The 22,926-nt window shown below is 61.2% G+C and carries 22 protein-coding genes and 1 pseudogene; 13 read left to right on the top strand and 10 right to left on the bottom strand.

The window, feature by feature from the left end; all coding sequences use genetic code 11:
- Positions 1-205 precede the first annotated feature (205 nt).
- From rhtA to FPT15_RS27470, 5 genes and pseudogenes are all read left to right on the top strand, one after another.
- Positions 206-1,093 carry a threonine/homoserine exporter RhtA gene (gene rhtA, locus FPT15_RS27445; RefSeq protein ID WP_145165922.1) on the top strand — a complete coding sequence of 296 codons (888 nt, stop codon included), beginning with the start codon at positions 206-208 and terminating at the stop codon, positions 1,091-1,093.
- Positions 1,094-1,258: 165 nt separating this feature from the next.
- Positions 1,259-1,540: a hypothetical protein gene (locus FPT15_RS27450; protein WP_145165923.1), complete on the top strand. Its 282-nt coding sequence runs from the start codon at positions 1,259-1,261 to the stop codon at positions 1,538-1,540.
- A 114-nt stretch (positions 1,541-1,654) separates the two neighbouring features.
- Complete coding sequence (locus FPT15_RS27455) at positions 1,655-2,386, top strand: SDR family oxidoreductase (RefSeq protein ID WP_145165924.1); 732 nt, start codon at positions 1,655-1,657, stop codon at positions 2,384-2,386.
- Positions 2,387-2,422: 36 nt separating this feature from the next.
- Complete coding sequence (locus FPT15_RS27460) at positions 2,423-3,013, top strand: 2-hydroxychromene-2-carboxylate isomerase (RefSeq protein WP_145165925.1); 591 nt, start codon at positions 2,423-2,425, stop codon at positions 3,011-3,013.
- Between the two features lie 129 nt (positions 3,014-3,142).
- Positions 3,143-3,298: pseudogene (locus tag FPT15_RS27470) on the top strand (LysR family transcriptional regulator); the annotation flags it as partial.
- Here the strand turns inward: FPT15_RS27470 and FPT15_RS27475 are convergent.
- The 3 genes from FPT15_RS27475 to FPT15_RS27485 all read right to left on the bottom strand — a co-directional run bounded on the left by FPT15_RS27475 (position 3,291) and on the right by FPT15_RS27485 (position 6,812).
- Positions 3,291-5,099, bottom strand: coding sequence for an aminopeptidase P family protein (locus FPT15_RS27475; RefSeq protein WP_145165926.1), 1,809 nt, complete (start codon positions 5,097-5,099; stop codon positions 3,291-3,293). The pseudogene FPT15_RS27470 and the gene FPT15_RS27475 sit on opposite strands and share 8 nt — an antisense overlap.
- 49 nt (positions 5,100-5,148) lie before the next feature.
- Positions 5,149-6,309 carry a cysteine desulfurase family protein gene (locus tag FPT15_RS27480; protein WP_145165927.1) on the bottom strand — a complete coding sequence of 387 codons (1,161 nt, stop codon included), beginning with the start codon at positions 6,307-6,309 and terminating at the stop codon, positions 5,149-5,151.
- 233 nt (positions 6,310-6,542) lie between these two features.
- A complete protein-coding gene (locus FPT15_RS27485; protein WP_145165928.1) occupies positions 6,543-6,812 on the bottom strand; it encodes a hypothetical protein in 270 nt (89 codons plus the stop codon).
- A gap of 400 nt (positions 6,813-7,212) precedes the next feature.
- Here FPT15_RS27485 and msuE point away from each other — a divergent pair, with 400 nt between their 5' ends.
- The 4 genes from msuE (at position 7,213) to FPT15_RS27505 (ending at position 11,429) form a co-directional block, all read left to right on the top strand.
- Entirely contained in the window at positions 7,213-7,776 is a 564-nt protein-coding gene (gene msuE / locus FPT15_RS27490) for an FMN reductase (RefSeq protein WP_145165929.1), read from the top strand.
- A 9-nt stretch (positions 7,777-7,785) separates the two neighbouring features.
- On the top strand, positions 7,786-8,928 hold the full coding sequence (gene ssuD / locus FPT15_RS27495; RefSeq protein ID WP_119735593.1) for an FMNH2-dependent alkanesulfonate monooxygenase: 1,143 nt from the start codon (positions 7,786-7,788) through the stop codon (positions 8,926-8,928).
- Positions 8,929-9,126: 198 nt separating this feature from the next.
- The gene (locus FPT15_RS27500; RefSeq protein WP_145165930.1) at positions 9,127-10,314 is read left to right on the top strand and encodes an acyl-CoA dehydrogenase family protein; all 1,188 of its coding nucleotides are present in this window, start codon (positions 9,127-9,129) and stop codon (positions 10,312-10,314) included.
- Between the two features lie 11 nt (positions 10,315-10,325).
- Positions 10,326-11,429, top strand: a complete 1,104-nt coding sequence (locus tag FPT15_RS27505) for a sigma-54-dependent Fis family transcriptional regulator (protein WP_145165931.1) — start codon at positions 10,326-10,328, stop codon at positions 11,427-11,429.
- On the opposite strand, the gene FPT15_RS27510 is transcribed toward FPT15_RS27505, so the two are convergent.
- A complete protein-coding gene (locus FPT15_RS27510; RefSeq protein WP_145165932.1) occupies positions 11,418-11,783 on the bottom strand; it encodes an antibiotic biosynthesis monooxygenase in 366 nt (121 codons plus the stop codon). The two genes, FPT15_RS27505 and FPT15_RS27510, sit on opposite strands and share 12 nt — an antisense overlap.
- A gap of 99 nt (positions 11,784-11,882) precedes the next feature.
- On the opposite strand from FPT15_RS27510, the gene soxR reads away from it, so the two are divergent.
- The 4 genes from soxR (at position 11,883) to FPT15_RS27535 (ending at position 15,848) form a co-directional block, all read left to right on the top strand.
- Positions 11,883-12,332 carry a redox-sensitive transcriptional activator SoxR gene (gene soxR, locus FPT15_RS27515; protein WP_145165933.1) on the top strand — a complete coding sequence of 150 codons (450 nt, stop codon included), beginning with the start codon at positions 11,883-11,885 and terminating at the stop codon, positions 12,330-12,332.
- Between the two features lie 230 nt (positions 12,333-12,562).
- Positions 12,563-13,438, top strand: coding sequence for an alpha/beta fold hydrolase (locus FPT15_RS27525; protein ID WP_145165935.1), 876 nt, complete (start codon positions 12,563-12,565; stop codon positions 13,436-13,438).
- Between the two features lie 106 nt (positions 13,439-13,544).
- A complete protein-coding gene (locus FPT15_RS27530) occupies positions 13,545-14,855 on the top strand; it encodes a dicarboxylate/amino acid:cation symporter (RefSeq protein WP_145165936.1) in 1,311 nt (436 codons plus the stop codon).
- 78 nt (positions 14,856-14,933) lie between these two features.
- Positions 14,934-15,848: a LysR substrate-binding domain-containing protein gene (locus FPT15_RS27535; RefSeq protein WP_218570672.1), complete on the top strand. Its 915-nt coding sequence runs from the start codon at positions 14,934-14,936 to the stop codon at positions 15,846-15,848.
- Here FPT15_RS27535 and FPT15_RS27540 read toward each other — a convergent pair.
- The 6 genes from FPT15_RS27540 to leuC all read right to left on the bottom strand — a co-directional run bounded on the left by FPT15_RS27540 (position 15,829) and on the right by leuC (position 22,794).
- Complete coding sequence (locus FPT15_RS27540) at positions 15,829-17,061, bottom strand: MFS transporter (RefSeq protein ID WP_145165938.1); 1,233 nt, start codon at positions 17,059-17,061, stop codon at positions 15,829-15,831. The two genes, FPT15_RS27535 and FPT15_RS27540, sit on opposite strands and share 20 nt — an antisense overlap.
- Complete coding sequence (locus FPT15_RS27545) at positions 17,058-17,783, bottom strand: 2OG-Fe dioxygenase family protein (protein WP_145165939.1); 726 nt, start codon at positions 17,781-17,783, stop codon at positions 17,058-17,060. The genes FPT15_RS27540 and FPT15_RS27545 overlap by 4 nt, the downstream gene beginning before the upstream one ends.
- 4 nt (positions 17,784-17,787) lie before the next feature.
- Entirely contained in the window at positions 17,788-19,149 is a 1,362-nt protein-coding gene (locus tag FPT15_RS27550) for an acetyl-CoA carboxylase biotin carboxylase subunit family protein (protein WP_145165940.1), read from the bottom strand.
- 29 nt (positions 19,150-19,178) lie between these two features.
- Positions 19,179-20,243 (bottom strand): KamA family radical SAM protein, encoded by a 1,065-nt coding sequence (locus FPT15_RS27555; protein ID WP_256676530.1) that lies wholly within the window; start codon positions 20,241-20,243, stop codon positions 19,179-19,181.
- A 521-nt stretch (positions 20,244-20,764) separates the two neighbouring features.
- Positions 20,765-21,379 (bottom strand): 3-isopropylmalate dehydratase small subunit, encoded by a 615-nt coding sequence (gene leuD / locus FPT15_RS27560; protein WP_145165942.1) that lies wholly within the window; start codon positions 21,377-21,379, stop codon positions 20,765-20,767.
- Positions 21,376-22,794: a 3-isopropylmalate dehydratase large subunit gene (leuC, locus tag FPT15_RS27565; RefSeq protein ID WP_145165943.1), complete on the bottom strand. Its 1,419-nt coding sequence runs from the start codon at positions 22,792-22,794 to the stop codon at positions 21,376-21,378. The genes leuD and leuC overlap by 4 nt, the downstream gene beginning before the upstream one ends.
- Between the last annotated feature and the right edge of the window lie 132 nt (positions 22,795-22,926).

Genomic DNA, 22,926 nt, shown 5'->3' on the forward strand with positions numbered 1-22,926 from the left:
CGCCGGAAGTGGGGCGAATTATAGACTTCCAGAATCTGCCGTCAACCCTTAATTTGGATTTTCTATCAAACTGCCCGAAAACCTAACGACACCTTCTATATAGAGGGCCAAAATCCAGCAACTGAGCAATATATTGCTCAAAGCTCACCAGTTGAGCATCATATGCCCCCTGCCTCTCCACCACGACTTTGGACAAACACCCCCAATGACCACCCCACCCCGCAGCCTGGCATCGGCGTTGTTCCCGGTCGGCCTGCTATTAATAGCCATGGCGTCCATCCAGTCCGGCGCCTCGCTGGCCAAAAGCATGTTTCCCATTGTCGGCGCCCAGGGCACGACCACCCTGCGGCTGATATTTGCCAGTGTGATCATGCTGCTTCTATTACGCCCATGGCGCGCCAAGCTCACGGCCAAGTCCCTGCGTACCGTTGTCATTTATGGCATGGCGCTGGGTGGCATGAATTTCCTCTTCTATATGTCCTTGCGCACAGTGCCCCTGGGCATCGCTGTAGCGCTGGAATTCACAGGCCCGCTCGCCGTTGCGATCTACGCTTCGCGCCGGGCGGTGGACTTTCTATGGATCGGCCTCGCGATCGCCGGCCTTCTACTGCTCATACCCATAGGCGAAGCCAGCAGCGGTATCGATCTGACGGGCGCAGCCTATGCCCTCGGCGCGGGTGTCTGCTGGGCGCTCTATATTCTGTTCGGCCAAAAGGCCGGCAACGACAATGGCGTCCAGACCGCAGCACTCGGCGTAATGATTGCTGCCTTATTTGTCGCGCCGATTGGCATCGTCCACGCAGGCGCCGCGCTGCTGACCCCAGCACTGATCCCCGTCGCCCTGGCTGTCGCCATCTTGTCCACGGCCCTGCCCTATACCCTGGAAATGGTCGCACTCACCCGCCTTCCTGCCCGCACCTTCGGCACCCTGATGAGCATCGAGCCTGCATTCGGCGCGCTTTCCGGGCTGTTCTTCCTGCAAGAGCACTTGTCGCTGGCACAGTGGCTGGCCATCACCTGCATTATCCTGGCCTCTGTAGGCGCTACGCTGACGATGCGCAATGAATCCAAACCGCTGGTGCCGGCCGATTGACCGCTATCTAAGGTAGCTCTGGTATTTGCCGCTTATTTAGGCCATGTTTAGGCCGTAAATGAATGTCTTTCATGGAGAATTTCGACAAGGACAGCTGAACGCTACAATCGAGAGCGAGTGAAGCCTGCATCGAGCCTTTTTGCGAAGCGGCTATTAAGGATAGTGATGAAAAGAATATTGATACTGTTCATGGTCGTGGGCATTGCGGGCTGTGCTGCGACCACCAAGACAGAAGTGAAACGGGGCAAAAAAGGGCTGCATATCAACTGTTCGGGGCTGTCCTCCTCCTGGGACCAGTGCTACACCAGCGCAGCCAATTCATGCGGAGCCAAGGGCTACCGGGTTATCGCCAAGTCCGGTGACAACTCCGAGGAGCCTGGAGACTACCCCTTCGGCCTCAACCCTGCCGGCTACACCAGTCGCAGCATGATCGTCATCTGTAAGTGAGCACCCGAGCAGTCTTCATCCGACTGCTCCTCTTTTCTGAAAACCTGATCTCGACCCGGCCCTTTGCGACGCTGCGGCTACACTCCTGCTCGACTATCGAGCAACGGAGTTCCCATGACAGAAAACAACAAAATCGTATTGGTAGTGGGTGCCGGTGATGCCACCGGCGGCGCCATTGCCAAGCGCTTCGCGCGCGAAGGCTACGTGGCCTGCGTCACCCGCCGCAGCGCAGACAAACTGCAGCCCTTGGTCGACAGCATCCAGGCGGCCGGTGGCCAAGCCCACGGCTTTGCCTGCGATGCACGCAAGGAAGACGAGGTCATCGCGCTGATCGAACAGATCGAAAGCGAGTTGGGCCCGATCGAAGCGTTCGTCTTCAATATCGGCGCCAACGTGCCTTGCAGCATCCTTGAAGAAACCGCGCGCAAGTACTTCAAGATCTGGGAGATGGCCTGCTTCTCCGGCTTCCTGAATGCGCGTGAAGTGGCCAAGCGCATGGTCACCCGCAACCGCGGGACCATCCTGTTCACCGGCGCTACCGCAGGCTTGCGCGGCGCTGCGGGTTTCGCTGCGTTTGCCGGCGCCAAGCATGGCATCCGCGCACTCGCACAAAGCATGGCGCGAGAGCTGGGCCCCAGGAACATCCATGTGGCCCACGTAGTGGTCGACGGCGCCATCGACACCGACTTCATTCGCGACAACTTCCCGCAAAAATACGCCCTGAAGGATCAGGACGGCATCCTCAACCCCGAACACATCGCCGACAACTATTGGTACCTGCACAGCCAGCCACGCGACGCCTGGACCTTCGAACTGGACCTGCGCCCCTGGAATGAACCCTGGTAAGCACGCCTCCACAACAATAAGCAGCGAGCATCGACCATGAGTAAAACCCTGGAATTCTTCTTTGACCTCGGCAGTCCCGCCACGTACCTGGCCTACACTCAACTGCCTGCCCTGTGCGCCGCAACTGGCGCGACCCTGGTGTACCAGCCGATGTTGCTCGGAGGCGTGTTCAAAGCCACCGGCAATGCATCCCCCATCAGCGTCCCGGCCAAGGGCCGGTACATGTTTAATGACCTGGCGCGGTATGCCCAACGCTACAACGTGACGCTCAAGTTCAACCCGCACTTCCCCATCAATACCCTGATGCTGATGCGCGCAGTGACCGGCATGCAGCGTCACCAACCCGAGCGCTTCCAAGGCTTCATCGACTGCCTGTTCCACGCCCTCTGGGTCGAAGGTCGGAATATGGGCGACCCCGCTGTCGTGGCCGCGGTGTTGACCGAAGCCGGTTTCAATCCGGAAGAAGTGCTGGCCCTGGCCAATGATGAAAGCGTGAAAGCCGCCCTCAAGGACAACACGGAACAGGCCGTTCAGCGCGGCGTGTTTGGTGCGCCCAGCATGTTTGTAGGCAACCAGCTGTTCTTCGGTCAGGACCGTCTGGAATTTGTGCGCGAAGCCCTCAGCTAATCGCTATCACCAATCGCCCCCGAGCGCCGCTTGCGAGCAAATTGTAAGCGGCATTTGCCGTCAGCAGGTCGAATTGATGCGGGTCCATGATCGGCTTGAGCTTGCCCGCATCGATCAACCTGGCCGCGTCGGCCAGTATCGGTGTTGCAGGACTACACCCCGCCGTCACTGCCCATCTACGCGGTCTCGGCGCCCAATCGCCGCCAGTCGGCCCGGGTCAAGGCGTTCGTCGACTATATGGCCGACGCCCTGGCCCAGGCGCCCGAACTGCAACCGATCAAATAGCCGCTGTACGCACCTGCAACCATTCCAGCGCAGCGCCGCTGAGCAGCGGGCTAAGCCGCTCGCGCACCTCGGTGTGGTAGGCGTTGAACCACTCGCGCTCGTCCGCCGTCAGCAGCGACGGCACCAGGCAACGGGTGTCGATCGGGCACAGGGTCAGGGTTTCGAACTTGAGAAACTCACCGAACTCGGTCTCGCCCGCTTCACGGTTCAACACCAGGTTCTCGATGCGCACGCCCCAACGGCCTGGGCGATAAGTGCCCGGCTCAATCGAGGTAATCATCCCCGGCTGCATCGCCGTTTGCGGTGCAGTGGCGGCCTGGTAGGCAATCACTTGCGGGCCCTCATGCACATTCAGGAAATAGCCTACACCGTGACCCGTGCCGTGGCCGTAGTCCACGCCTTCGGCCCAGATCGGCGCACGCGCAATGGCGTCCAGCAGCGGCGACAGAATGCCCTTGGGAAACTGCGCACGCGACAAGGCAATCACGCCCTTGAGCACCCGCGTGCAGTCACGCTTCTGCTCTTCGCTCGGCGTGCCGATCGGCACCATCCGCGTGATGTCCGTGGTGCCGCCCAGGTACTGGCCGCCCGAATCGATCAGCAGCAAGCCATCGCCCTCGATCAGCGCGTGTTCTTCTTCAGTGGCGTGGTAGTGCGGCATCGCGCCATTGGCGTTGAAGGCCGCGATGGTGTTGAAACTCAACGACACATAACCGGGGCGACGGGTACGCGCCGCCGTCAGGTGTTCATCAATAGTCAGTTCGGTAATGCGCTCACGGCCCAGCGCACTGTCCAGCCAGGCGAAGAATTCGCACAACGCCGCGCCGTCCTGCTCCATGGCTTGGCGGATATGCTCGGCGTCCGCCAGGCTCTTGCGCGACTTGGCCAGAGTGGTCGGGTTCAGCCCTTCGACCAGCCTGACGCCGGCATCGAGGTTTTCCAGCAAACCGGCCGTCACCCGCGCCGGGTCAACATGCAAGCTCGCGCCCGACGGCACAGCGCGCAGTGCATCCGCCACTTCGTTGTAGTCGCGCAGGGTCACACCCTCGTGCTCCAGCACCGCGCGTAACTCGGCATCGACCTTGCTCAGCGCCACAAACAAGGTGGCCTGCTGCTGATTGATCAAGGCAAACGACACAAACACCGGGTTGAACGACACATCGCCGCCACGCAGGTTGAACAGCCAGGCGATGTCATCCAGGGTGGCGATGAAGTGCCAGTCGGCACCCTTCTCTTTCAGGCTGGCACGCAGCGCGGCGAGCTTCTCGCCACGGCTGACTGTCGCCTGCGGCGGCAGGTGTTGATAGATCGGCTGGTTCGGCAATGCCGGGCGGTCCTGCCAGACTTCGTTGAGCACATCGATATCGGTACGCAGGCGCGCGCCGCGCTCTGTCAGCTTGCCGCCCAGGGTACGCGCCGAGGCCACGGCCATGACCGCGCCATCCACCGCCACCACACCACCTTCGGGGGTTTGCTCGGCCAGCCATTCCAGCGGGCCGGGTTGGCCGGGCTGCAACTTCACCAGCTCGATACCGCTGCCCTTGAGTTCCTTGGTCGCCTGTTCCCAGTAACGGCTATCGGCCCAGACACCGGCGAAATCAGCAGTGACAATCAGCGTGCCCACCGAACCATGAAACCCCGACAGCCATTGCCGCCCCTGCCAGTAGCCCGGCAAGTACTCGGACAAGTGCGGGTCGGCCGACGGTACCAACAGGGCGTGGATGCCCTCGCGGCGCATCAGTTCACGGGTGTGCGCCAGGCGCTGGGGAACCGTTCCATGGGTCAAAGGCTGCGTACTCATTGTGTCTCCTGCTAACCACTAATAATTGTTATGTGTTGCGAATGAAAAATCAGACCGCCCAGAACGCCGGGGCACTGGCGAGTGCGGCTTTGATCAACTGCACGGCCTGATCGATGTCCTGTTCGGTGGTAAACCGGCCCAGGCTCAGGCGAATGGTACGACCAGCGCTGCGCGCGTCATGGCCCAGGGCCAGAAGCACGTGGGACGGCGCGTTGCTCGCGGAATTACACGCCGAGGTCGCCGAGAACGCCATGCCGGCACTGAGTGCGGCGGAATTGAACTCACCTTCACTGAACGTCAGGCTGAGCGTATGGGGAATGCGCTGCGTGGCGCTGCCGTTGAGGCGCACGCCCGCCACTGTTTCCAACTGGTCGAGCAGGCGCTGACGCAAGGCGACGATGCTGGCCTTTTCCTCGGCAAAGGATTGCGCCGCCAAGGCAAACGCGGTGCCCATGCCCGCAATCTGATGTGTCGCCAGGGTGCCGGAGCGCAGGCCGCCTTCGTGACCACCGCCGTGAATCTGCGCCAACACCTTTTGCTGCGCTCGCGGGCCCACATACAACGCGCCGATGCCCTTGGGGCCGTACAGCTTGTGCGCAGAAAACGACATCAAATCCACCGGCCATTCAGCCAGGTCGATCGCGACTTTGCCGGCACCTTGCGCGGCATCCACATGCAACAGCGCGCCGTGCTCACGCACCCGTGCGCCGATGGCAGGGATGTCGTTCAAGGTGCCCAATTCGTTATTGACCAGCATCAGCGACACCAGAAAGGTGTCGTCACGTAACGCTTCACTCACCGCGGTGGCGCTGATCAGCCCGTCGGCGTCCGGCACCAGATAAGTGACGGCCACCCCGGCTTCCTGCAGCTGCCGCGCGGTGTCCAGTGTGGCCTTGTGTTCGATCTGGCTGGTAATGATGTGCCCGCCCGCGACGCCGCGCGCCTGGGCCACGCCTTTGATCGCGAGGTTGTTGGATTCAGTCGCACCGGAGGTCCAGACGATCTGCTCAGGGCTGGCACCTACCAGCTCGGCGACCTGGCGCCGCGCCTGTTCAACCGTTTGCCGGGCCGCCTGGCCGTACGCATGGGAACTGGACGCAGGGTTACCGAAATTGGCATTGAAGCCCAGACACTCGACCATCACCTGGATGACCCGCTCATCCACCGGCGTGGTGGCGGCGTAGTCGAAATACAACGGACGTTTATTCATGACGTTTAAGACTCGCAGAGCGTGTTCCCGAGAGCAACGTCTCAGGGGCATCAACCGGAACAGAGGTCGTCAGGTTTAACCGATCGAATGCCATTAAAGAAGAACAACTTTATGCAAATGTGCGTAGGAACGCTCCTGAAATTCAGCTTAACAGGCTGAAGTAGCCCAATGGCAAACAAAAAGCCCGAGGTTCCTTAGGAGAATCCTCGGGCTTTTTGCTGCTGAGCGCCGGCTCAACTGGGACGACCATGCAGGACCACGCTGCGTTCGGCGTTCATTTCGCCTTGGTGATCAAAGCCGAACGGCTTCTGTGGCTGGGCGGTCAGTGCGGCGCGCTGCTGTTGGTATTCATCAAACGACAAGCCGCGACGGCTCAGCGCTTCCAGGGCCAATTGCTTGGTTTCTTCAGCCGTGTAAGGGCGTGATTCAGGTGATGGATGAGTCGCACAGCCAGCAAGGACGGCGCTGACAACGAGTAAGGAAACAGCCAGAAAATGGTTCATGGTGGAGGCCCTGCGAAGGAGGTTTCGAGTCAATGAACACAGGCTACTCCCGCCCCTGCACGGTGAAAAATCACCCGCCGTGATAGTCGCTATCAACCGTTCAGACACCTGCGATAGCCAGCCATGCATATTCATTTAAGATCTATAAATATGGAAATACGTTCATTTACGGAATAAACGTAACTCTCTATAAATAGCCCCATATCGAATCAACACTGTTCGCCACGCAACTGTTGCACCAGCAACAGTCATTCAACAAAACACCAGTCAGCCAACAGCTTCACTGTTCAGCAGTAAGCCTGAAGCCCGCGCCAATCAAGGCTTCCAGCCGTTGGTACAGCTCTTGCTCAACACGCTCCACTGCACCCGCTATGTACCCCTGTTGATAAAGGAACTGTTCATGACCCGTCCCCTGAATGTCGTTGCCCTCTCCGGCGGAACCTGGCGCCCCTCGCGCACCCTGGTGCTGACCCAGGCCGTGTTGGCCGAGCTGGCGACGTTGCTGCCGATCCAGACCACGCTGATCGAACTGGGCGACATCGCCCGGCCATTGGGCGGCGCCTTGTCGCGTGACGAACTGCCGGGCGAGGTTGAATCGCAACTGTTGGCCATCGAACAGGCCGACCTGCTGATCGTCGCCGCACCGGTGTACCGCGGCTCCTACCCCGGCCTGCTCAAGCACTTGTTCGATCTGGTCGGCCTCAACTCGCTGATCAACACGCCGGTATTGCTCGCTGCCACCGGCGGCAGCGAACGCCACGCGCTGGTGCTCGATCATCAGTTGCGCCCGCTGTTCAGCTTCTTCCAGGCACTGACTTTGCCGATCGGTGTGTATGCCACCGAAGCCGACTTCACCGACTACCAGATAACCAGCGAGCCCTTGAAGGGCCGCATACGCCTTGCCGCAGAACGCGCAGCACCTTTGTTTGCCGCGCACTCCCCCTCTCTGCTGAAAATCGCTTAAGGATTTGTCATGGATGTTTTCTGGTTTCTGCCGACGCATGGCGACGGTCACTACCTGGGCACCACCCAAGGTGCACGCCCGGTCACCCTCAATTATTTGAAACAAGTGGCGCAAGCGGCTGACAACCTGGGCTACTACGGCGTGCTGATTCCTACCGGCCGTTCGTGCGAAGACTCCTGGGTCATCGCCTCGGCGCTGGTGCCGTTGACCGAACGCCTGCGGTATCTGGTGGCAATTCGTCCGGGCATCATCTCGCCCACCGTCTCGGCGCGCATGGCCGCCACGCTGGATCGGCTGTCCAACGGCCGCTTGCTGATCAATGTGGTGACTGGCGGCGACCCCGACGAAAACCGCGGCGACGGCAGTTTCCTTGACCACAGCGAACGCTACGAAGTCTCCGACGAATTCCTGCAGATCTGGCGCCGTGTGTTGCAGGGCGAATCGGTGGATTTCGAAGGCAAACACCTGCGCGTACAGAATGCCAAGGCCCTTTACCCACCGGTGCAGAAGCCCTATCCGCCACTGTACTTCGGCGGTTCTTCAGACGCGGCCCACGACCTGGCCGCCGAACAGGTGGACGTGTACCTGACCTGGGGCGAGCCGCCTGCCGCCGTCGCGGAAAAACTCGCGGATGTGCGTGAACGCGCCGCACGCCACGGGCGCACCGTGAAGTTCGGCATTCGCCTGCACGTGATCGTGCGCGAAACCGAAGAAGACGCCTGGAAAGCCGCCGACAAACTGATCGAGCACATCAGCGACGAAACCATCGCCGCCGCGCAAAAATCTTTCTCGCGCTTTGACTCCGAAGGGCAGCGCCGCATGGCCGCCTTGCACGATGGGCGCCGCGACAACCTGGAAATCGCCCCCAACCTGTGGGCCGGCGTCGGCCTGGTCCGAGGCGGTGCCGGTACGGCACTGGTCGGTAACCCGCAGCAGGTGGCCGAGCGCATCAAGGAATACGCCGACCTGGGCATCGAGAGCTTCATTTTCTCCGGCTACCCGCACCTGGAAGAGGCCTACCGTTTTGCTGAGCTGGTGTTCCCGCTGTTGCCGGAACCCTACGCCAGCCTCGCCGGGCGCGGCATCACCAACCTCACCGGCCCTTTTGGCGAAATGATTGCCAATGATGTGCTGCCCAAAACAAAGGCCTGAGCACGCTGAAATCGGCCTGATAGGGCAACTGCTTTTCTGTGGGAGCCGGGCTTGCCCGCGATACAGGCGAATCGGTGTTTCAGTGAACCCCGGTTGATGCCATCGCAGCGGTGCGACGACTCGACAAGCCAGCGCCCACACTTGAGCTGCATTGCCAGACCTACAGCGCACGGCTTCTGAGCCAATTGAGGAAACCCCGTGACAGCCAACCCCCACAGCGTCCTGCCATCGCCGCTGCAAACCGCCAAACTGCTGGCCGCCGAATTCGCCCTCACGGCCGTCGAGCGCGACGAGCGTGGCGGCACCCCGAAAGCCGAACGTGACGCCCTGCGCCACAGCGGCCTGCTGGCCCTGAGCATACCCACGCAGTACGGCGGCCTCGGCGCGCGCTGGAGCGAAACCCTGGGCATCGTGCGCGAATTCGCCAAGGTCGACAGCTCCATCGCCCATGTCTTTGGCTTCCACCACCTGATGCTCGCCACCGTGCGCCTGTTTGCACGCCCGGACCAATGGCAACCCTGGTTCGAACAGACCGCGCGCAAAAACTGGTTCTGGGGCAATGCCCTCAACCCGCTGGACACCCGCACGGTGGTCAAGGATTTCGGCGGCTGGCGCGAATTCTCGGGTAAAAAAAGCTTCTGCTCCGGCGCCAGCGACTCGGAAATGCTCATCGCCTCGGCGGTGGATGAAAGTGCCGGCGGCAAACTGTTGATCGCGGCCATCCCCAGCGGGCGCAGCGGCATCACCTTGCACAATGACTGGAACAACATCGGCCAGCGCCAGACCGACAGCGGCAGCGCCAGCTTTGAACGGGTGCGTGTTGAAGAATCGGAACTGCTCCTCGATCCAGGCCCACTGAGCACGCCCTTCGCCTGCCTGCGCCCGCTGATCGCGCAACTGACGTTCACGCACATGTTTCTCGGGATTGCCGAAGGCGCGTTTGAAGAAGCGCGCAATTACACCCTGACCGAAACCCGTTCGTGGCACAAATCCTCGGCCGACGACGTGCGCCAGGACCCTTACGTGCTGCACCACTACGGCGAGTTCTGGGTGGCGCTGGAAGGCGTGCGCCTGCTGGTCGAGCGCGCCACCGATCTGCTCAACCAGGCCTGGGCCAAAGGCGCCAAGCTCAGCGAGCACGAACGCGGCCAACTGGCCATCGCGATTGCCACCGCCAAGGTTGCCGCCACCCGCCAGGGCCTGGAGCTGTGCAGCCGCCTGTTTGAAGTCACCGGCGCGCGCTCCACCCACGCCTCACTGCGCCTGGACCGCCACTGGCGCAACCTGCGCACACAAACCTTGCACGACCCGGTGGACTACAAACTTCACGAGCTGGGGGACTGGGCGTTGAACCAGTCCCTGCCGATTCCCACGTTCTATTCCTAAGAGAGGTGCCCATGCAGCTTTTAACCTTACCGCCCTCGCCCGCCCTTGCGACCTCGATCCGCGCCACGGCCCAGGTCTTCGAAGACCCCAAATCCCAGGCGCTGCTCGACCACATCCAGCAAGTGGCACCCAGCGAAGCGAGCGTGCTGATCATCGGCGAGACCGGCACCGGTAAAGAGCTGGTGGCACGCCACATCCATAACCTGAGCGCGCGCCGCAACCGGCCATTCGTGGCGGTCAACTGTGGCGCATTCTCCGAGTCGCTGGTGGAAGCCGAATTGTTCGGCCATGAAAAAGGCGCGTTTACCGGCGCCCTCAGCGCCAAGGCCGGCTGGTTCGAGGAGGCCGACGGCGGCACTTTGTTCCTCGATGAGATCGGCGACTTGCCGATGGCGATCCAGGTCAAGTTGCTGCGCGTGTTGCAGGAGCGCGAAGTGGTGCGCCTGGGCTCACGCAAGAGCATTCCTATTGATGTGCGTGTACTGGCCGCCACCAACGTGCAACTGGAAAAGGCCATCAACGCCGGGCATTTCCGCGAAGACCTCTACTACCGCCTCGACGTGGTCAGCCTGGAACTCAGCCCATTGCGCGAGCGCCCCGGCGACATCCTGCCGCTGACCCGGCACTTCATCGAAGCCTACAGCCAGCGCCTGGGTTACGGCCCGATCACCATCAGCCGCGAGGCCGAGCACAAACTCAAAAGCTACAGCTGGCCGGGCAATATTCGCGAGCTGGAGAACGTGATTCACCACACCCTGCTGATCTGCCGCAACGGCGTGATCGAGCGCGATGATTTGCGCTTGTCGAACATGCGCATCGAGCGCCAGGACGACAGCCAGCACGGTACCGACAACAGCGCCGAAGCCCTGCTGGCCCGCGCCTTTCAAAAGCTCTTCGAGGAACAGGCCGGCGCCCTGCATGAGAAGGTCGAGGACGCGTTATTGCGCGCCGCGTACCGCTTCAGCCATTACAACCAGGTGCACACCGCCAACCTGCTGGGCCTGAGCCGCAACGTCACGCGCACACGCCTGATCAGGATCGGTGAGCTGGCGGTAAACAAGCGCAGGCCCGGTGAAAACGTGCAAGGCGAGCGCATGTTGCACCTATCCATTTAGGCGACAGTGCAACGCGTTGTCATGGCTGCGCTCAAAGCTGCGCAGTACCTGGAACGAGTCGAAGGTCACCGCCGTGGCCTGGTGGGCGCGGATCAGCGTCCAGAAATCTTCCTCGCCATGCTCAAAGCATTTGAAGGCTGCCTCGCCCTCCTCGCGCGAGCGCCATTGCAGGTAGTTGAGCACCCGCCGGCCGTCGTCGCTGACCTGCACACTCGCATTGATAAAGCCGCCATGGCCCTGGGCCAGGCGCTCGCTTTGGGTGGACAAGGCCGCCACCAGCGCGCGTTGCTGCCGGGGCTCGATCTGAAATTCGATCAATTGAGTGAAGCTGCGATTCTTCTCTGATACCTGCATGAACACTCCCCTTTCGGTGTAGGCAAAATCTTGCGATTCGATGCCACGCAGGGTAAAACCTCTAGTTAAGTCAAGGTCAAGCATTGTTTCGGAGTTTTCATGCTCAACAAAGCACTCACCGTCGGCCAGTTGGCCGCCCGCAGTGGCGTGGCGGTCACGGCCCTGCATTTTTATGAGTCCAAGGGACTGATCAAGAGCCAGCGCAATGCCGGCAACCAACGGCGCTACCCACGGGATGTGTTGCGCCGGGTGGTGGTCATCAAGATCGCCCAGCGTTTGGGCATTCCGCTGGCGACGATTGGCGAGGCGCTGCAAACCTTGCCGGATGGGCGCACGCCCACCACTGAAGACTGGGAACGCTTGTCGGCGCTGTGGCGAGAGGACCTGGACGCTCGCATCAACAAATTGTTGCTGCTGCGCGACAAGCTCAGCGGGTGTATCGGCTGTGGGTGTTTGTCGCTGGAGGCGTGCCCGCTGCGTAACCAGGATGACCAGCTCGGCGAGCGCGGGCCGGGCGCCCAGTTGCTGGAACCGACGCCCCCCTCCTGACCTGCAGACTTGCTCAATGTGGGAGCTGGCTTGCCTGCGATGGCATCGCCGCGGTGTGACAGGCATACCGAGGTGTCTGCATCGCAGGCAAGCCAGCTCCCACAGGAGTCCTCAGTGTTTGAACGGTTGAGGCTCCTACACACTTCATGAACAACCCCTCCACGCTTTCCCCCTTGCCCCGCACGCCGCGTGATTCCAGGATGCAGGCAATCATCACAAGGAGTCATTCCATGTTCGCCGGATTCCAAAAAGACCAGTGCCACGTCAATGGCGTGGACATCAGCTACCGCAAAGGCGGTACAGGTCCCGGTCTGCTCCTGCTGCACGGGCACCCGCAAATCCACGTCATCTGGCACAAAGTTGCCGAGCAACTGGCCGAGCATTTCACCGTGGTGGCTGCCGACCTGCGCGGTTATGGCGACAGCAGCAAGCCGCCGGCCAATGACCAGCACACACACTACTCAAAACGCGAAATGGCCCGCGACGGCGTTGAACTGATGCAGGCGCTGGGCTTCGCGCAGTTCTCGGTACTCGCCCACGACCGAGGCGCCCGCGTCGCGCATCGCCTGGCACTCGACCATCCCGACGCCGTGCAGCGCATGGTGCTGCTGGATATCGCGCCGACGCTGGCCATGTATGCCCAGACCAACGAAGCGTTTGCCCGCGCCTACTGGCATTGGTTCTTCCTGATACGCCCGGCGCCGCTCCCGGAAACCTTCATCGAGTCCAACCCCGAGCTCTACCTGCGCAGCGTCATCGGCAGCCGCAGCGCGGGCCTCAAACCGTTTACCGAAGAAGCCCTCGCCGAATACCTGCGTTGCCTGCAACTGCCGGGCACTGCGCGTGGCATCTGCGAAGACTACCGTGCCGCCGCCGGCATCGACCTTGAACACGACCAGGCGGATATCGACGCCGGCCATCACCTGAACCTGCCCTTGCTGGTGATGTGGGGCGCCGAAGGCACCGTCGGCCGCTGTTTCGAGCCGCTCAAGGAATGGCAGAAAGTCGCCACCGACGTGCGTGGCAAGGCCCTGCCGGCCGGCCATTACATTGCCGAAGAAGTGCCTGAATTATTGCTCGGCGAAGTCCTGACCTTCCTTCGCTGAACCAGCTCTGAACGCTGTAGCTCCGTGACCTGAAAGACCCGCCTCGCAGGCTGCTGATGGCCTGCGACGGGTTCTGCTTGCCCAAAAAACGATTGAGATAATAACAATGACAATCAAAAAACTGCTGGGAACCCTGTATGTGCAGGTGCTCATCGCTATTGCACTGGGTGTGTTGATCGGCCATCAATGGCCGCAAGTCGGCATCGACCTCAAGCCCTTGGGCGACGGGTTTATCAAGCTGATCAAGATGATCATCGGCCCGATCATCTTCTGCACGGTGGTCTCCGGCATCACCAGCATGCACGATGTGAAACAGGTCGGTCGGGTCGGCGGCAAGGCGCTGTTGTACTTTGAAATCGTCTCCAGCATTGCCCTGCTGATCGGCATTCTCTCTGCTCACCTGCTGCACCCCGGCGTGGGCTTCAACATCGATGTGAAGACCCTGGACGGTTCGGCCATCGCCGGTTTCGTCGGCCAGGCGCAGCACGGTGAAGGCGTCACCGGTTTTCTGCTGAACGTTATCCCGGGCACGTTTTTCGATGCTTTCGCCAAGGGCGAGATCCTGCCGGTACTGTTTATTTCCGTCTTGTTCGGCCTGGGCCTGGTGATGGTCGGCGAAAAGGCACGACCGCTGGTTGGAGTGATCAACCAGGCCAGCGAGGTGTTTTTCCGCATCGTCTGCATGATCAGCCGCGTCGCCCCGATCGGCGCCTTCGGCGCCATTGCCTTCACCATCGGCAAGTACGGCGTGGGCTCGCTGCTGCCGCTGCTGAAGCTGGTCGGCACCTTCTACCTCACCGCGTTTTTCTTTGTCGCAGTGGTGCTGGGCGGCATCGCGCGTTACGCAGGCTTCAGCATTTTCAAACTGATGGGCTATATCAAGTCGGAGCTGTTGATCGTACTCGGCACCAGCTCGTCGGAATCGGCGCTGCCGCAACTGATCCAGAAACTTGAAAGCCTGGGTGCCTCCAAAGGCGTGGTGGGCATCGTGGTGCCTACCGGCTACACCTTCAACCTCGACGGCACCAACATCTATATGACCCTGGCCGTGCTGTTCCTGGCCCAGGCGACCAATACACCCCTGCCGCTGGAACAACAACTGACCTTGCTGGCGGTGGCCATGCTCACCTCCAAGGGCGCCGGTGCCGTGGTCGGCGCCGGCTTCGTGGCATTGGCCGCCAGCCTGGCGGTGGTGCCGACGGTGCCGGTGGCGGCGATGGTGCTGATCCTGGGCGTTGACCGCTTCATGGCCGAATGCCGCTCGCTGACCAATATCATCGGCAACGCCGTCGCAGCCCTGGTGGTGGCAGCGTGGGAAGGTGAGCTGGATCGCGAAAAAATGGCGCCCATCGCCCTCAAGCGCGGCCGCCATGCGCGGGCTGCCCAGGCGGCACAGGCGAAGATCGCTGCCGAATAAGCAATAACGCCTGGGCGTGCCGGAAGGCGCGCCGATCCGGTGCTATTCTGGCGGCTCATGCCGCCACGTCTGTTTCTGATGACCCATAAGAAAGATACCGTGCCCCTACCCGAAGACCTGCGGGTGTTCCTGACCGTGATCCGCAAGGCAGGCTTTGCTGCCGCCGCCGATGAACTGGGGCTGTCGCCTGCGTACGTCAGCAAGCGCATCCAGATCCTCGAAACCACCTTGGCCACGCGCCTGCTGCACCGTACCAGCCGCCGCATCGCCTTGACCGAAGACGGCGAGCGGGTGCAGCGCTGGGCCGTGCGCATCCTCGAAGATTTCCAGCAACTGGCCGATGAGCTGTCTGACGCCCACGACAGCCCGCGCGGCCACCTGCACCTGTGCAGCAGCTTCGGTTTTGGTCGTAACCATGTGGCGCCGGCCCTGTCCTTGTTGGCCGAGCAATACCCGGATCTGGAAATCCGCCTGGACCTGTTCGACCGCGTGGTGGATATCGTCAGCGAGGGCTTTGACCTGGAAATTCGCGTAGGCGATGACATCCCCGGCCAGCATATCGGCCGACGTCTGGTGAGCAATCGCCGCGTGCTGTGCGCCGCGCCGTCCTACCTCAAGCGGCGCGGCACACCGCAGCAGTTGAGTGACCTGGAGCAGCACGACTGCCTGGTGCTCAAGGAGCGCGACAACGCCTTCGGCATCTGGAACCTGGAGCGCGATGGCGCCGCCGAAAGCGTGCGCGTGCGCGGGCCGCTGTCCTCCAACAACGGCGAGATCGTGTTGCAATGGGCGCTGGACGGGCGCGGCGTATTGTTGCGCTCGATGTGGGACGTGAAGCCACTGCTGGAACAAGGCAAGCTGGTGCAGGTGCTGCACGACTGCACCCAGAGTGCCAACGTGTGGGCGGTGTACCCGACACGGCTGGCCTACTCCGGAAAATTAAGAGCCTGCGTGGAGTTTTTGCAGGAGCACTTCAAGGGCTTGTCGATCTGACGCTCCGGTGGGCGCTGTAACCCAGCCACACCGTCATGACCAGCAACGCGGTCAGCGGCAGGCCATGGAACAACACGATCACCTGGGCCGGCGTCCACGTCAGGTAGAACGGCCCCACCACCAGCATGCCCACCCCGAAGCCGGCCATCTGAATCAGCGTCAACAGGCTGAACAGCGGCAAGCGCAGGCTATCCGGTTCGCTTTGCGCGCGTGAGACCAACGCGACCTCGGACACACCATCGCCCAGCCCGGCCCACACCACCAACAGCAGCGCCAGCCACAGCTCGGTTTGCTGAAAGGTCAGGATAAAGCCACTGGACATCAGCGCCACGCCCAGCATGAACAGGCGCTCCATGGCCTGAGTGCCACGGCCCTTCAACAGCGCACTGGCAACGCGCGCACCGACAAACTTGCCGCACGCCCACACCGCCAGCAGATAACCCATGACGGTCTTGGCCGTGTCCGGCGAAATGTACTGCGACAACACCGGCCAGCCGACGTTATGCGCAGCGCTGCCGAGGGTGTCGAGCATGCTGATCAGCAACATCGCCGCCAGCACGGGCGCACCGCGCAGGCCTTGGGTCAGCTCGCGCCATTCAGCCGCGAGCCCGCGGTGCACGGCAACGGCGACCGAGAACAACGCGCGCAACGGCAGGATCAGGCAGGCCGCCAAAACGTAGGTGCCAATGTTGACGGCAAACACCGCCTCGAAGCCTCCCGTAGCAATCAACAGCCCGGAGAGCAGGCTGCCGAACACCGCGCCGGTCGCCGCCGCCGACGTGATCCACGCATTGGTGCTCACCCGCTGCTCAAGCGCGACCCAGGTGGGCAGCTGGCTGTTCAGGCCAATGGCAAACAGCGAGTTGCACAAGCCGATGCCAAACGCGATAAAGGGCAGCACGTGCAGCTGATGCGCCGGTATCAGCACCAGCAGCGGCAACAGCAGCAATGCCCTGGCCAGGTCCAGCCCGGCCAGTGTGCTGCGTCCGGGAAAACGCCGAAAAAACGGAATGCCGAACAGGCTGGCGACAATCCCGCCGGTGACACGGCACGCCAGAAACACACTGACAAACACTACGCTCTGGCTGAGCCAGTAAACGTAAGTGGACAGCGCCACCAGGTTGAGGAACGCGCCAAAATCCGACACGCCGCGGGCAAAGATGATCAAGCGGGCATTGCGGGTCGACAGGGTCAGCTGCGGATCATGGCTCATGCAGGTTGCGCCTCTTGGTCGGTCGGCACGCCGCGCAGGCTCACCAGCAGCACGTCGCGCCAGGCCGGCGCCGCATCGGCATGGGGCCGCACATCGCTGGCGCGATGGTAGAGCCCACGATCGTTGATCACGATGGTTTCCAGAAACGCCTCCATCGCCAGGTTAAACACCCGGCTTTGCTCGGCCGGCGAGGTAAATACCTCCGAAACCACCGGCACCGTGTTGCTCTGGCCAATGAAGTGCATGAACACCCAGTCCAGGCCATCCTGGTGAATCCCCGAGGTCGTCGGACTGCTCGATTGCCCATCCGCGCGAACGCGGAACTGGTGAATATCGATCGTATACGCCTGCTCGCCCAAGTGCGGGGCAATCACTGCAAGGTCGGTGGCCAACAGCTTCTGCATCAGCGGGTGCTCGATAAAACCGTCCTCGCAATAGCTCAAATGGTTCACGCCCTGCCGATAATTGACGGCGTAGGTGACCGGCGACGTAAACGCGGTGTTGCGGTCGAGCTGCAACTGCCGCGAAGGCAATAAACGATAGCGCAGGATGCGGCGCTCGCGGTGGGTGTATGCCTTGAATGCCTCGTCCCGCACCAGGTTGGCCCAGTAGGCACGAAAGCTCTGCTCCTGCCCGGGATCAACGCCGATCAACGCGCCATAGTCGCGGCGATGGCAGTAGTGATGGTCGCGCAAATGCGCAGAGATCTGTGGGATGTCCATAGCGCTAAACCTTATCCTCGATGACCACGTGCAGGTTGTGCCTGATCGCGTCATGCACGGCGTGGGCGTCGGCGGCACCGTCGACCTTGGCCCAGCACTTGAGCAAATAGTGCTCCTCGATATCGGCGTCGAGGCAGTGGCCGGCGTCCAGTTGCGCGTACTCCAGCACCGCGGCGTGATGATCGAGAAACTGCACACCCTCGATCCCCTTGAAGCGGCCACTGTGCTCCGGGTAAATCGCCAGCATCGCGTAGTGCTGGTTGCCGTTGGCGACTTTGTGCGCGCCGGCCTCCAGTTGCGCGTTAACGCCCGGTTCGCCCAGCAGCAGCGACAGATACAGCTGGTACGGATTGATCGCGGCCAGGTCTCGGAACGCCGCGTTGACATACAGCCCGCCCACGCGCGGGTTGATCTCAATAACCACGGGGCCTTGATCGGTCATGCGAAATTCAAAATGCACCACCGCGTTGGTCAGCCCGACCGCGCGCAGGCATGCCGTGGCGTACGTGCGGATCTGCTCGCACTGCTCGGTCGTGAAAGAGGTCGGCGGAGAAATCAGCAGGTTCTCCAACACGGTGCCGCTGCGCTCGGTCAGCATGAGTTTCTCGTTGATCAGCAGCGCGTGGATGCGCTCGCCGACAACCACGCACTCCACGCTGCCTTCAATGCCCGGGATGTAGCCTTCGAGCAGGATGCTACGCCCCGGAATGTACTCGCGTGCCTGCCCGTCGACTGCCGGCAAACGGTGCGCGCAACCGTAGAAATCCGCGTAAGCCGCCGCGCCGTGGCCGCTCACGAACTGCGCGTAATGGCTGCGCAACTGCGCCCAGTTGGAGCACTTCTTGATAAAGGCCGACGCACCGCCAAAAGGCGGTTTGGCAATGAGCGGATAGCCCACCCGCTCGGCGCCGGCTTGAAGCGCCTGTTCGTTATTGCACAGCGCAAACGGCACCGAGCGCAGCCCATGTTTTTGCAGCACGCTGCGCATCAGGTACTTGTTATTGCACGCTGCAATCGCCTCGGCACTGCTGTGCACCAGCCCCAGGCGCTTGCAGGTGTTTGCAACGATGCAGCCCACTTCGCCCAATGCAGACGGGTGCCCGGCCTGGCAGAAAATCGCGCGAATCTGGTAGCGCCCGTCCAGCCGGCCCACCAGGTCCAGAATCGATTGTTCGCTTAAGGCGTCGAGCAGGAACACTTCATCACTGTCGTCGCGCAGCCGCTGCAGGTGATGACGCCCCGCGACCCCGGCGGTTAAACAGGCCAGGCCTTGTGCGCGGGCGACCGCAAAGTGCGGCTCGCGGTAGTTGTAACGCACCGTGGCACTGTCATCGACATCAATAAAAAGAACCGCATCTTGCTTCATGACCATCGTTGCCTCTTCCGTGAGTTGATTCAGGCATCCTGCCAACTGCACCAGTGCCCTTCCCAATTACGGAAACGATAATGGCGCTGCCCGTCGTGCACTTCAAAATGCGGCAAGTCTTCAGGCTTTTCAAAGTCCAGCAACGGCACCGTAAACTTGCCTTGTGCGTGCGGCAGTACATATTCGGGCAGGGCAATGTTCGACACGCGCCGTTTGAGACGATCCATAATAGCGATCGCCTGGCTGATCGAGGCTTTATATTCGGACGCCCCCGGCGAAAACGGCATGAAGTGATACAAGTAATACGGCTTTACGCCCAGACGATAAAGATCAATAAAGAGTTTATGCAAGGTGGCTTCATCATCATTGACGCCGCGCAACAATGGCATGTTGGAGAACACTATCGGCACGGCACTCTGAATACGTTTAACCGCCGCCGCAAAATCAGTCGTCAGTTCAAGCGGGTGGCAAACGTGCACCCCAAATGCATTGACGTTGTACTTCTCGAGCATGGCCACCAATTCATCGGTTACCCGGAACGGGTTGAAACTCAACGCCCGTGAATGGATTCGAATCAGCAGGTCGTCGCGGATCGAACGCAACGCCGCGAGGTTTTCTTCCAGCCTGCGGTCGGCCAGCATCAACGGGTCTCCGCCGCTGAGGATCACCTCTTCAATTGCCGGGTTGCTGCGGATGTACGCCACCGAATCCTTGAATGAGTCGGTGCTGGCGTTGGGCTTGTCCGTGCCGACCTGCAAGGTGCGCAGTGCCTCAAAGCAGAACTGGCAATAGGCATTGCAGGTGTTGGTCATGCGCAGGATCACGCGGTTGTCGTACTTGTGCTGGCAAATGGGCGTTTTCATCTCATGCCCGAGTTCCCAGTTCTCCGACGTTCCGTCGTAATCGCCCGCCACCTGCTCGCTCCAGTACGGCACTACCTGGCGCCACAGCGGATGGTCGGTTATCGCGCCGCTGGTGAGTGAGCGCTTGATCAGATCAATGTAATAAGGCGTGATCTGCATCTTGCGGTCTTGCAAGTTGTGCTCGATATGCGCCGTTATTTCCTCACTCCACCCCCCGCAGGCAATGCGCAAGGCGGGTTCATCACGCAGGGCGTTCTTTTGCTGCCAGCGCCAATCTTGCCATTGAACCGAGCGATGGGTGGCCTGATCAAAAATCGACATGAGTATGTACTCTCTGTGTTTTAACTTATGTTAAGGGCAGATAAATGCCTGCCATTCCTGGACCGGAACAACATAAATATCTGCAACAAAGACAATCGTTTACAGGCGAGCGCGCGCAATCAGGTTATTAACGTGATCACCGACACCCAAGAGACATAACCACTCACTAACTCAACGGTCATAGTATTAACTTCCCTTTCTTATAATGTGCTGACTTTCCAAGCCAGCCCCCACTTAAGCCGATGGTCTGCGGGGTGTCAACCCAATACCCTTGTGGTTTTTCCGGGATTATTCTTTCAACTGGCCACACCCCCCGTAATAATGGGCGAAGCCGGCATTTAATGACTGTTATTTGAAAAGTAAATAGCACACAAAAACGCCCTCTTATTAAAGAGGGCGCTGTGTTGGCTACTTATATAACTACGTGTTTATCAACTGAGCCAAGGGTTGGCAGCCAAATGCTCGCGTTCAAATGCTTTGATGTGTTCACTGCGTTGCAACGTGCTGCCAATGGCATCCAGGCCCAGCCGCAGTGCGGTCTTGCGCAAGGTGTCGATCTGGAACGCAATGACCTGGCCATCCGCCAGACGAATCTGCTGAGCCTCCAGGTCGACACTGATCTGCGCCTGGTCTGCCTGGCTGACAGCCTGTGCGAGTGTGTGCAGCAGCGCTTCGTCCAGGGTGATCAGCAACACCCCGTTGCGCTGGCAGTTGTCATAAAAGATCCCGGCAAAACTGCTGCCGATCAGCGCGCGAATGCCCATTTGTTTCAAGCCCCACACCGCGTGCTCGCGGCTGGACCCGCAGCCGAAGTTGGGCCCGACGACCATGAAGCATGCGCCCTGCCAGCCCGGCTGGTTCAACACGAACGCGGGGTTGGGCTCGCCGGAAGCCAGAAAGCGCAGATCGAAGAACAGCCCCCGGTCCAGGCCGCTGCGGTCGATGCCTTTGAGAAACTGTTTGGGCATGATCACGTCGGTGTCGATATTGGCCGCCAGCATCGGCGCGGCCTTGCCGGTGACCACAGTAAAAGGTTGCAGGCTCATGCACGGTCTCCAAAGTGGCGAATATCAGTGAGGCGGCCGGTGATCGCGGCAGCGGCGACCATTGCCGGGCTCATCAGGTGCGTGCGCGCGCCGGCGCCCTGGCGGCCTTCAAAGTTGCGGTTGGTGCTGGAGGCACAGCGGTCGCCAGGGGCCAGCACATCGTCGTTCATCGCCAGGCACATCGAGCAGCCGGACTGGCGCCACTCGAAGCCGGCGTCGATAAAGATCGCCGCCAACCCTTCGGCTTCGGCCTGGTCGCGCACCTCGGTGGAGCCGGGCACGATCATCGCCCGTACGTGCTCGGCCACGTGTTTGCCGCGCACCACGCTGGCAGCGTCGCGCAGGTCTTCGATGCGGGCATTGGTGCAGGAGCCGATAAACGCATGGCTGATGACGATGTCGCTCAGCGGCATGCCAGCTTCCAGGCCCATGTAGTTGAGGGCGCGGCGCATGTCCTGGCGCAGGATCAGGTCGCTGACGTCCTGCGGGTCGGGCACGCGGGCGCCAATCGGCGCAGCCTGGTCGGGGCTGGTGCCCCAGGTGACCATGGGTTCCAGGGTGTTGGCATCCAGGTGCACTTCCTGGTCGAACACGGCGTCGGCGTCCGAATGCAGTTGGCGCCAGCCCACCAGCGCCTGCTCCCATAACTCGCCCTTGGGCGCACGGGGTTTGCCCTTGAGGTAGCTGAAGACTTTTTCGTCCGGCGCCATGAAGGCGCCGCGCGCACCGGCTTCGACCGCCATGTTGCAGATGGTCATGCGTGCCTCGACGCTCAACGCGTCGATGGTGGAACCGCGAAATTCGATAGCGTAGCCGGTGGCACCGGATGCGCCGATCTTGCCGATCAAGGCCATGATGACGTCCTTGGACGTGAGGCCTGACGCCAGGTCGCCTTCAACCGTCACGCGCATGCTTTTCAGGCGTTTGTAGACCAGCGTCTGCGAGGCCAGCAGGTGTTCGATTTCCGAAGTGCCGATGCCAAAACCGAACGCCCCGAGCGCACCGTAGGTGGTGGTGTGGCTGTCGCCGGCGGCGATCACCATGCCCGGCAGGATGAAGCCCTGCTCTGGGGCAATCACGTGTTCGATGCCTTGACGTTTGTCGAGGATATCCAGCAGCTCGATGCCGAAATCGCGGCAGTTTTCGGCCAGGTACGAAACTTGCCGCGCCCCGCCGGCGTCGGGCATCGCCGCGATGCGCTTGGGCGTGGTGGGGTTTACATGGTCGACCACCGCCAGCGCCGTGGCGGGGCGCCACACCTCACGCCCGGCATCGCGCAGGCCGCTGAAGGCCTGGGGGCTGGTGTATTCGTTGATCACCTGGCGGTCTATGTAAAGCAGGACATGGCCCTGGTCATCCAGGGGGCACACCGTGTGGGAATCGATGTGTTTGTCGTAGAGGGTTCTGGCAGTCATTTTTCTCAGGGCTCACGTTTCTGGAGGCGGGCTCAACGGTATAAATCCATCCTACGCAGCCCTTGGGCCCTATCAATGGCGACCGGGTGATGGCTTGGAACATGTTTCGTGTTCGATGAAGGCCCTGTCAGC

Source organism: Pseudomonas sp. RGB, from assembly GCF_007713445.1.
Lineage (GTDB): Bacteria > Pseudomonadota > Gammaproteobacteria > Pseudomonadales > Pseudomonadaceae > Aquipseudomonas.

Bases quoted from the DNA above. Each gene is read 5' to 3' on its own strand.
- rhtA (WP_145165922.1), top strand. From the start codon at position 206: ATGACCACCCCACCCCGCAGCCTGGCATCGGCGTTGTTCCCGGTCGGC.
- FPT15_RS27450 (WP_145165923.1), top strand. From the start codon at position 1,259: ATGAAAAGAATATTGATACTGTTCATGGTCGTGGGCATTGCGGGCTGT.
- FPT15_RS27455 (WP_145165924.1), top strand. From the start codon at position 1,655: ATGACAGAAAACAACAAAATCGTATTGGTAGTGGGTGCCGGTGATGCC.
- FPT15_RS27460 (WP_145165925.1), top strand. From the start codon at position 2,423: ATGAGTAAAACCCTGGAATTCTTCTTTGACCTCGGCAGTCCCGCCACG.
- FPT15_RS27475 (WP_145165926.1), bottom strand. From the start codon at position 5,099: ATGAGTACGCAGCCTTTGACCCATGGAACGGTTCCCCAGCGCCTGGCG.
- FPT15_RS27480 (WP_145165927.1), bottom strand. From the start codon at position 6,309: ATGAATAAACGTCCGTTGTATTTCGACTACGCCGCCACCACGCCGGTG.
- FPT15_RS27485 (WP_145165928.1), bottom strand. From the start codon at position 6,812: ATGAACCATTTTCTGGCTGTTTCCTTACTCGTTGTCAGCGCCGTCCTT.
- msuE (WP_145165929.1), top strand. From the start codon at position 7,213: ATGACCCGTCCCCTGAATGTCGTTGCCCTCTCCGGCGGAACCTGGCGC.
- ssuD (WP_119735593.1), top strand. From the start codon at position 7,786: ATGGATGTTTTCTGGTTTCTGCCGACGCATGGCGACGGTCACTACCTG.
- FPT15_RS27505 (WP_145165931.1), top strand. From the start codon at position 10,326: ATGCAGCTTTTAACCTTACCGCCCTCGCCCGCCCTTGCGACCTCGATC.
- FPT15_RS27510 (WP_145165932.1), bottom strand. From the start codon at position 11,783: ATGCAGGTATCAGAGAAGAATCGCAGCTTCACTCAATTGATCGAATTT.
- soxR (WP_145165933.1), top strand. From the start codon at position 11,883: ATGCTCAACAAAGCACTCACCGTCGGCCAGTTGGCCGCCCGCAGTGGC.
- FPT15_RS27525 (WP_145165935.1), top strand. From the start codon at position 12,563: ATGTTCGCCGGATTCCAAAAAGACCAGTGCCACGTCAATGGCGTGGAC.
- FPT15_RS27530 (WP_145165936.1), top strand. From the start codon at position 13,545: ATGACAATCAAAAAACTGCTGGGAACCCTGTATGTGCAGGTGCTCATC.
- FPT15_RS27535 (WP_218570672.1), top strand. From the start codon at position 14,934: ATGACCCATAAGAAAGATACCGTGCCCCTACCCGAAGACCTGCGGGTG.
- FPT15_RS27540 (WP_145165938.1), bottom strand. From the start codon at position 17,061: ATGAGCCATGATCCGCAGCTGACCCTGTCGACCCGCAATGCCCGCTTG.
- FPT15_RS27545 (WP_145165939.1), bottom strand. From the start codon at position 17,783: ATGGACATCCCACAGATCTCTGCGCATTTGCGCGACCATCACTACTGC.
- FPT15_RS27550 (WP_145165940.1), bottom strand. From the start codon at position 19,149: ATGAAGCAAGATGCGGTTCTTTTTATTGATGTCGATGACAGTGCCACG.
- leuD (WP_145165942.1), bottom strand. From the start codon at position 21,379: ATGAGCCTGCAACCTTTTACTGTGGTCACCGGCAAGGCCGCGCCGATG.
- leuC (WP_145165943.1), bottom strand. From the start codon at position 22,794: ATGACTGCCAGAACCCTCTACGACAAACACATCGATTCCCACACGGTG.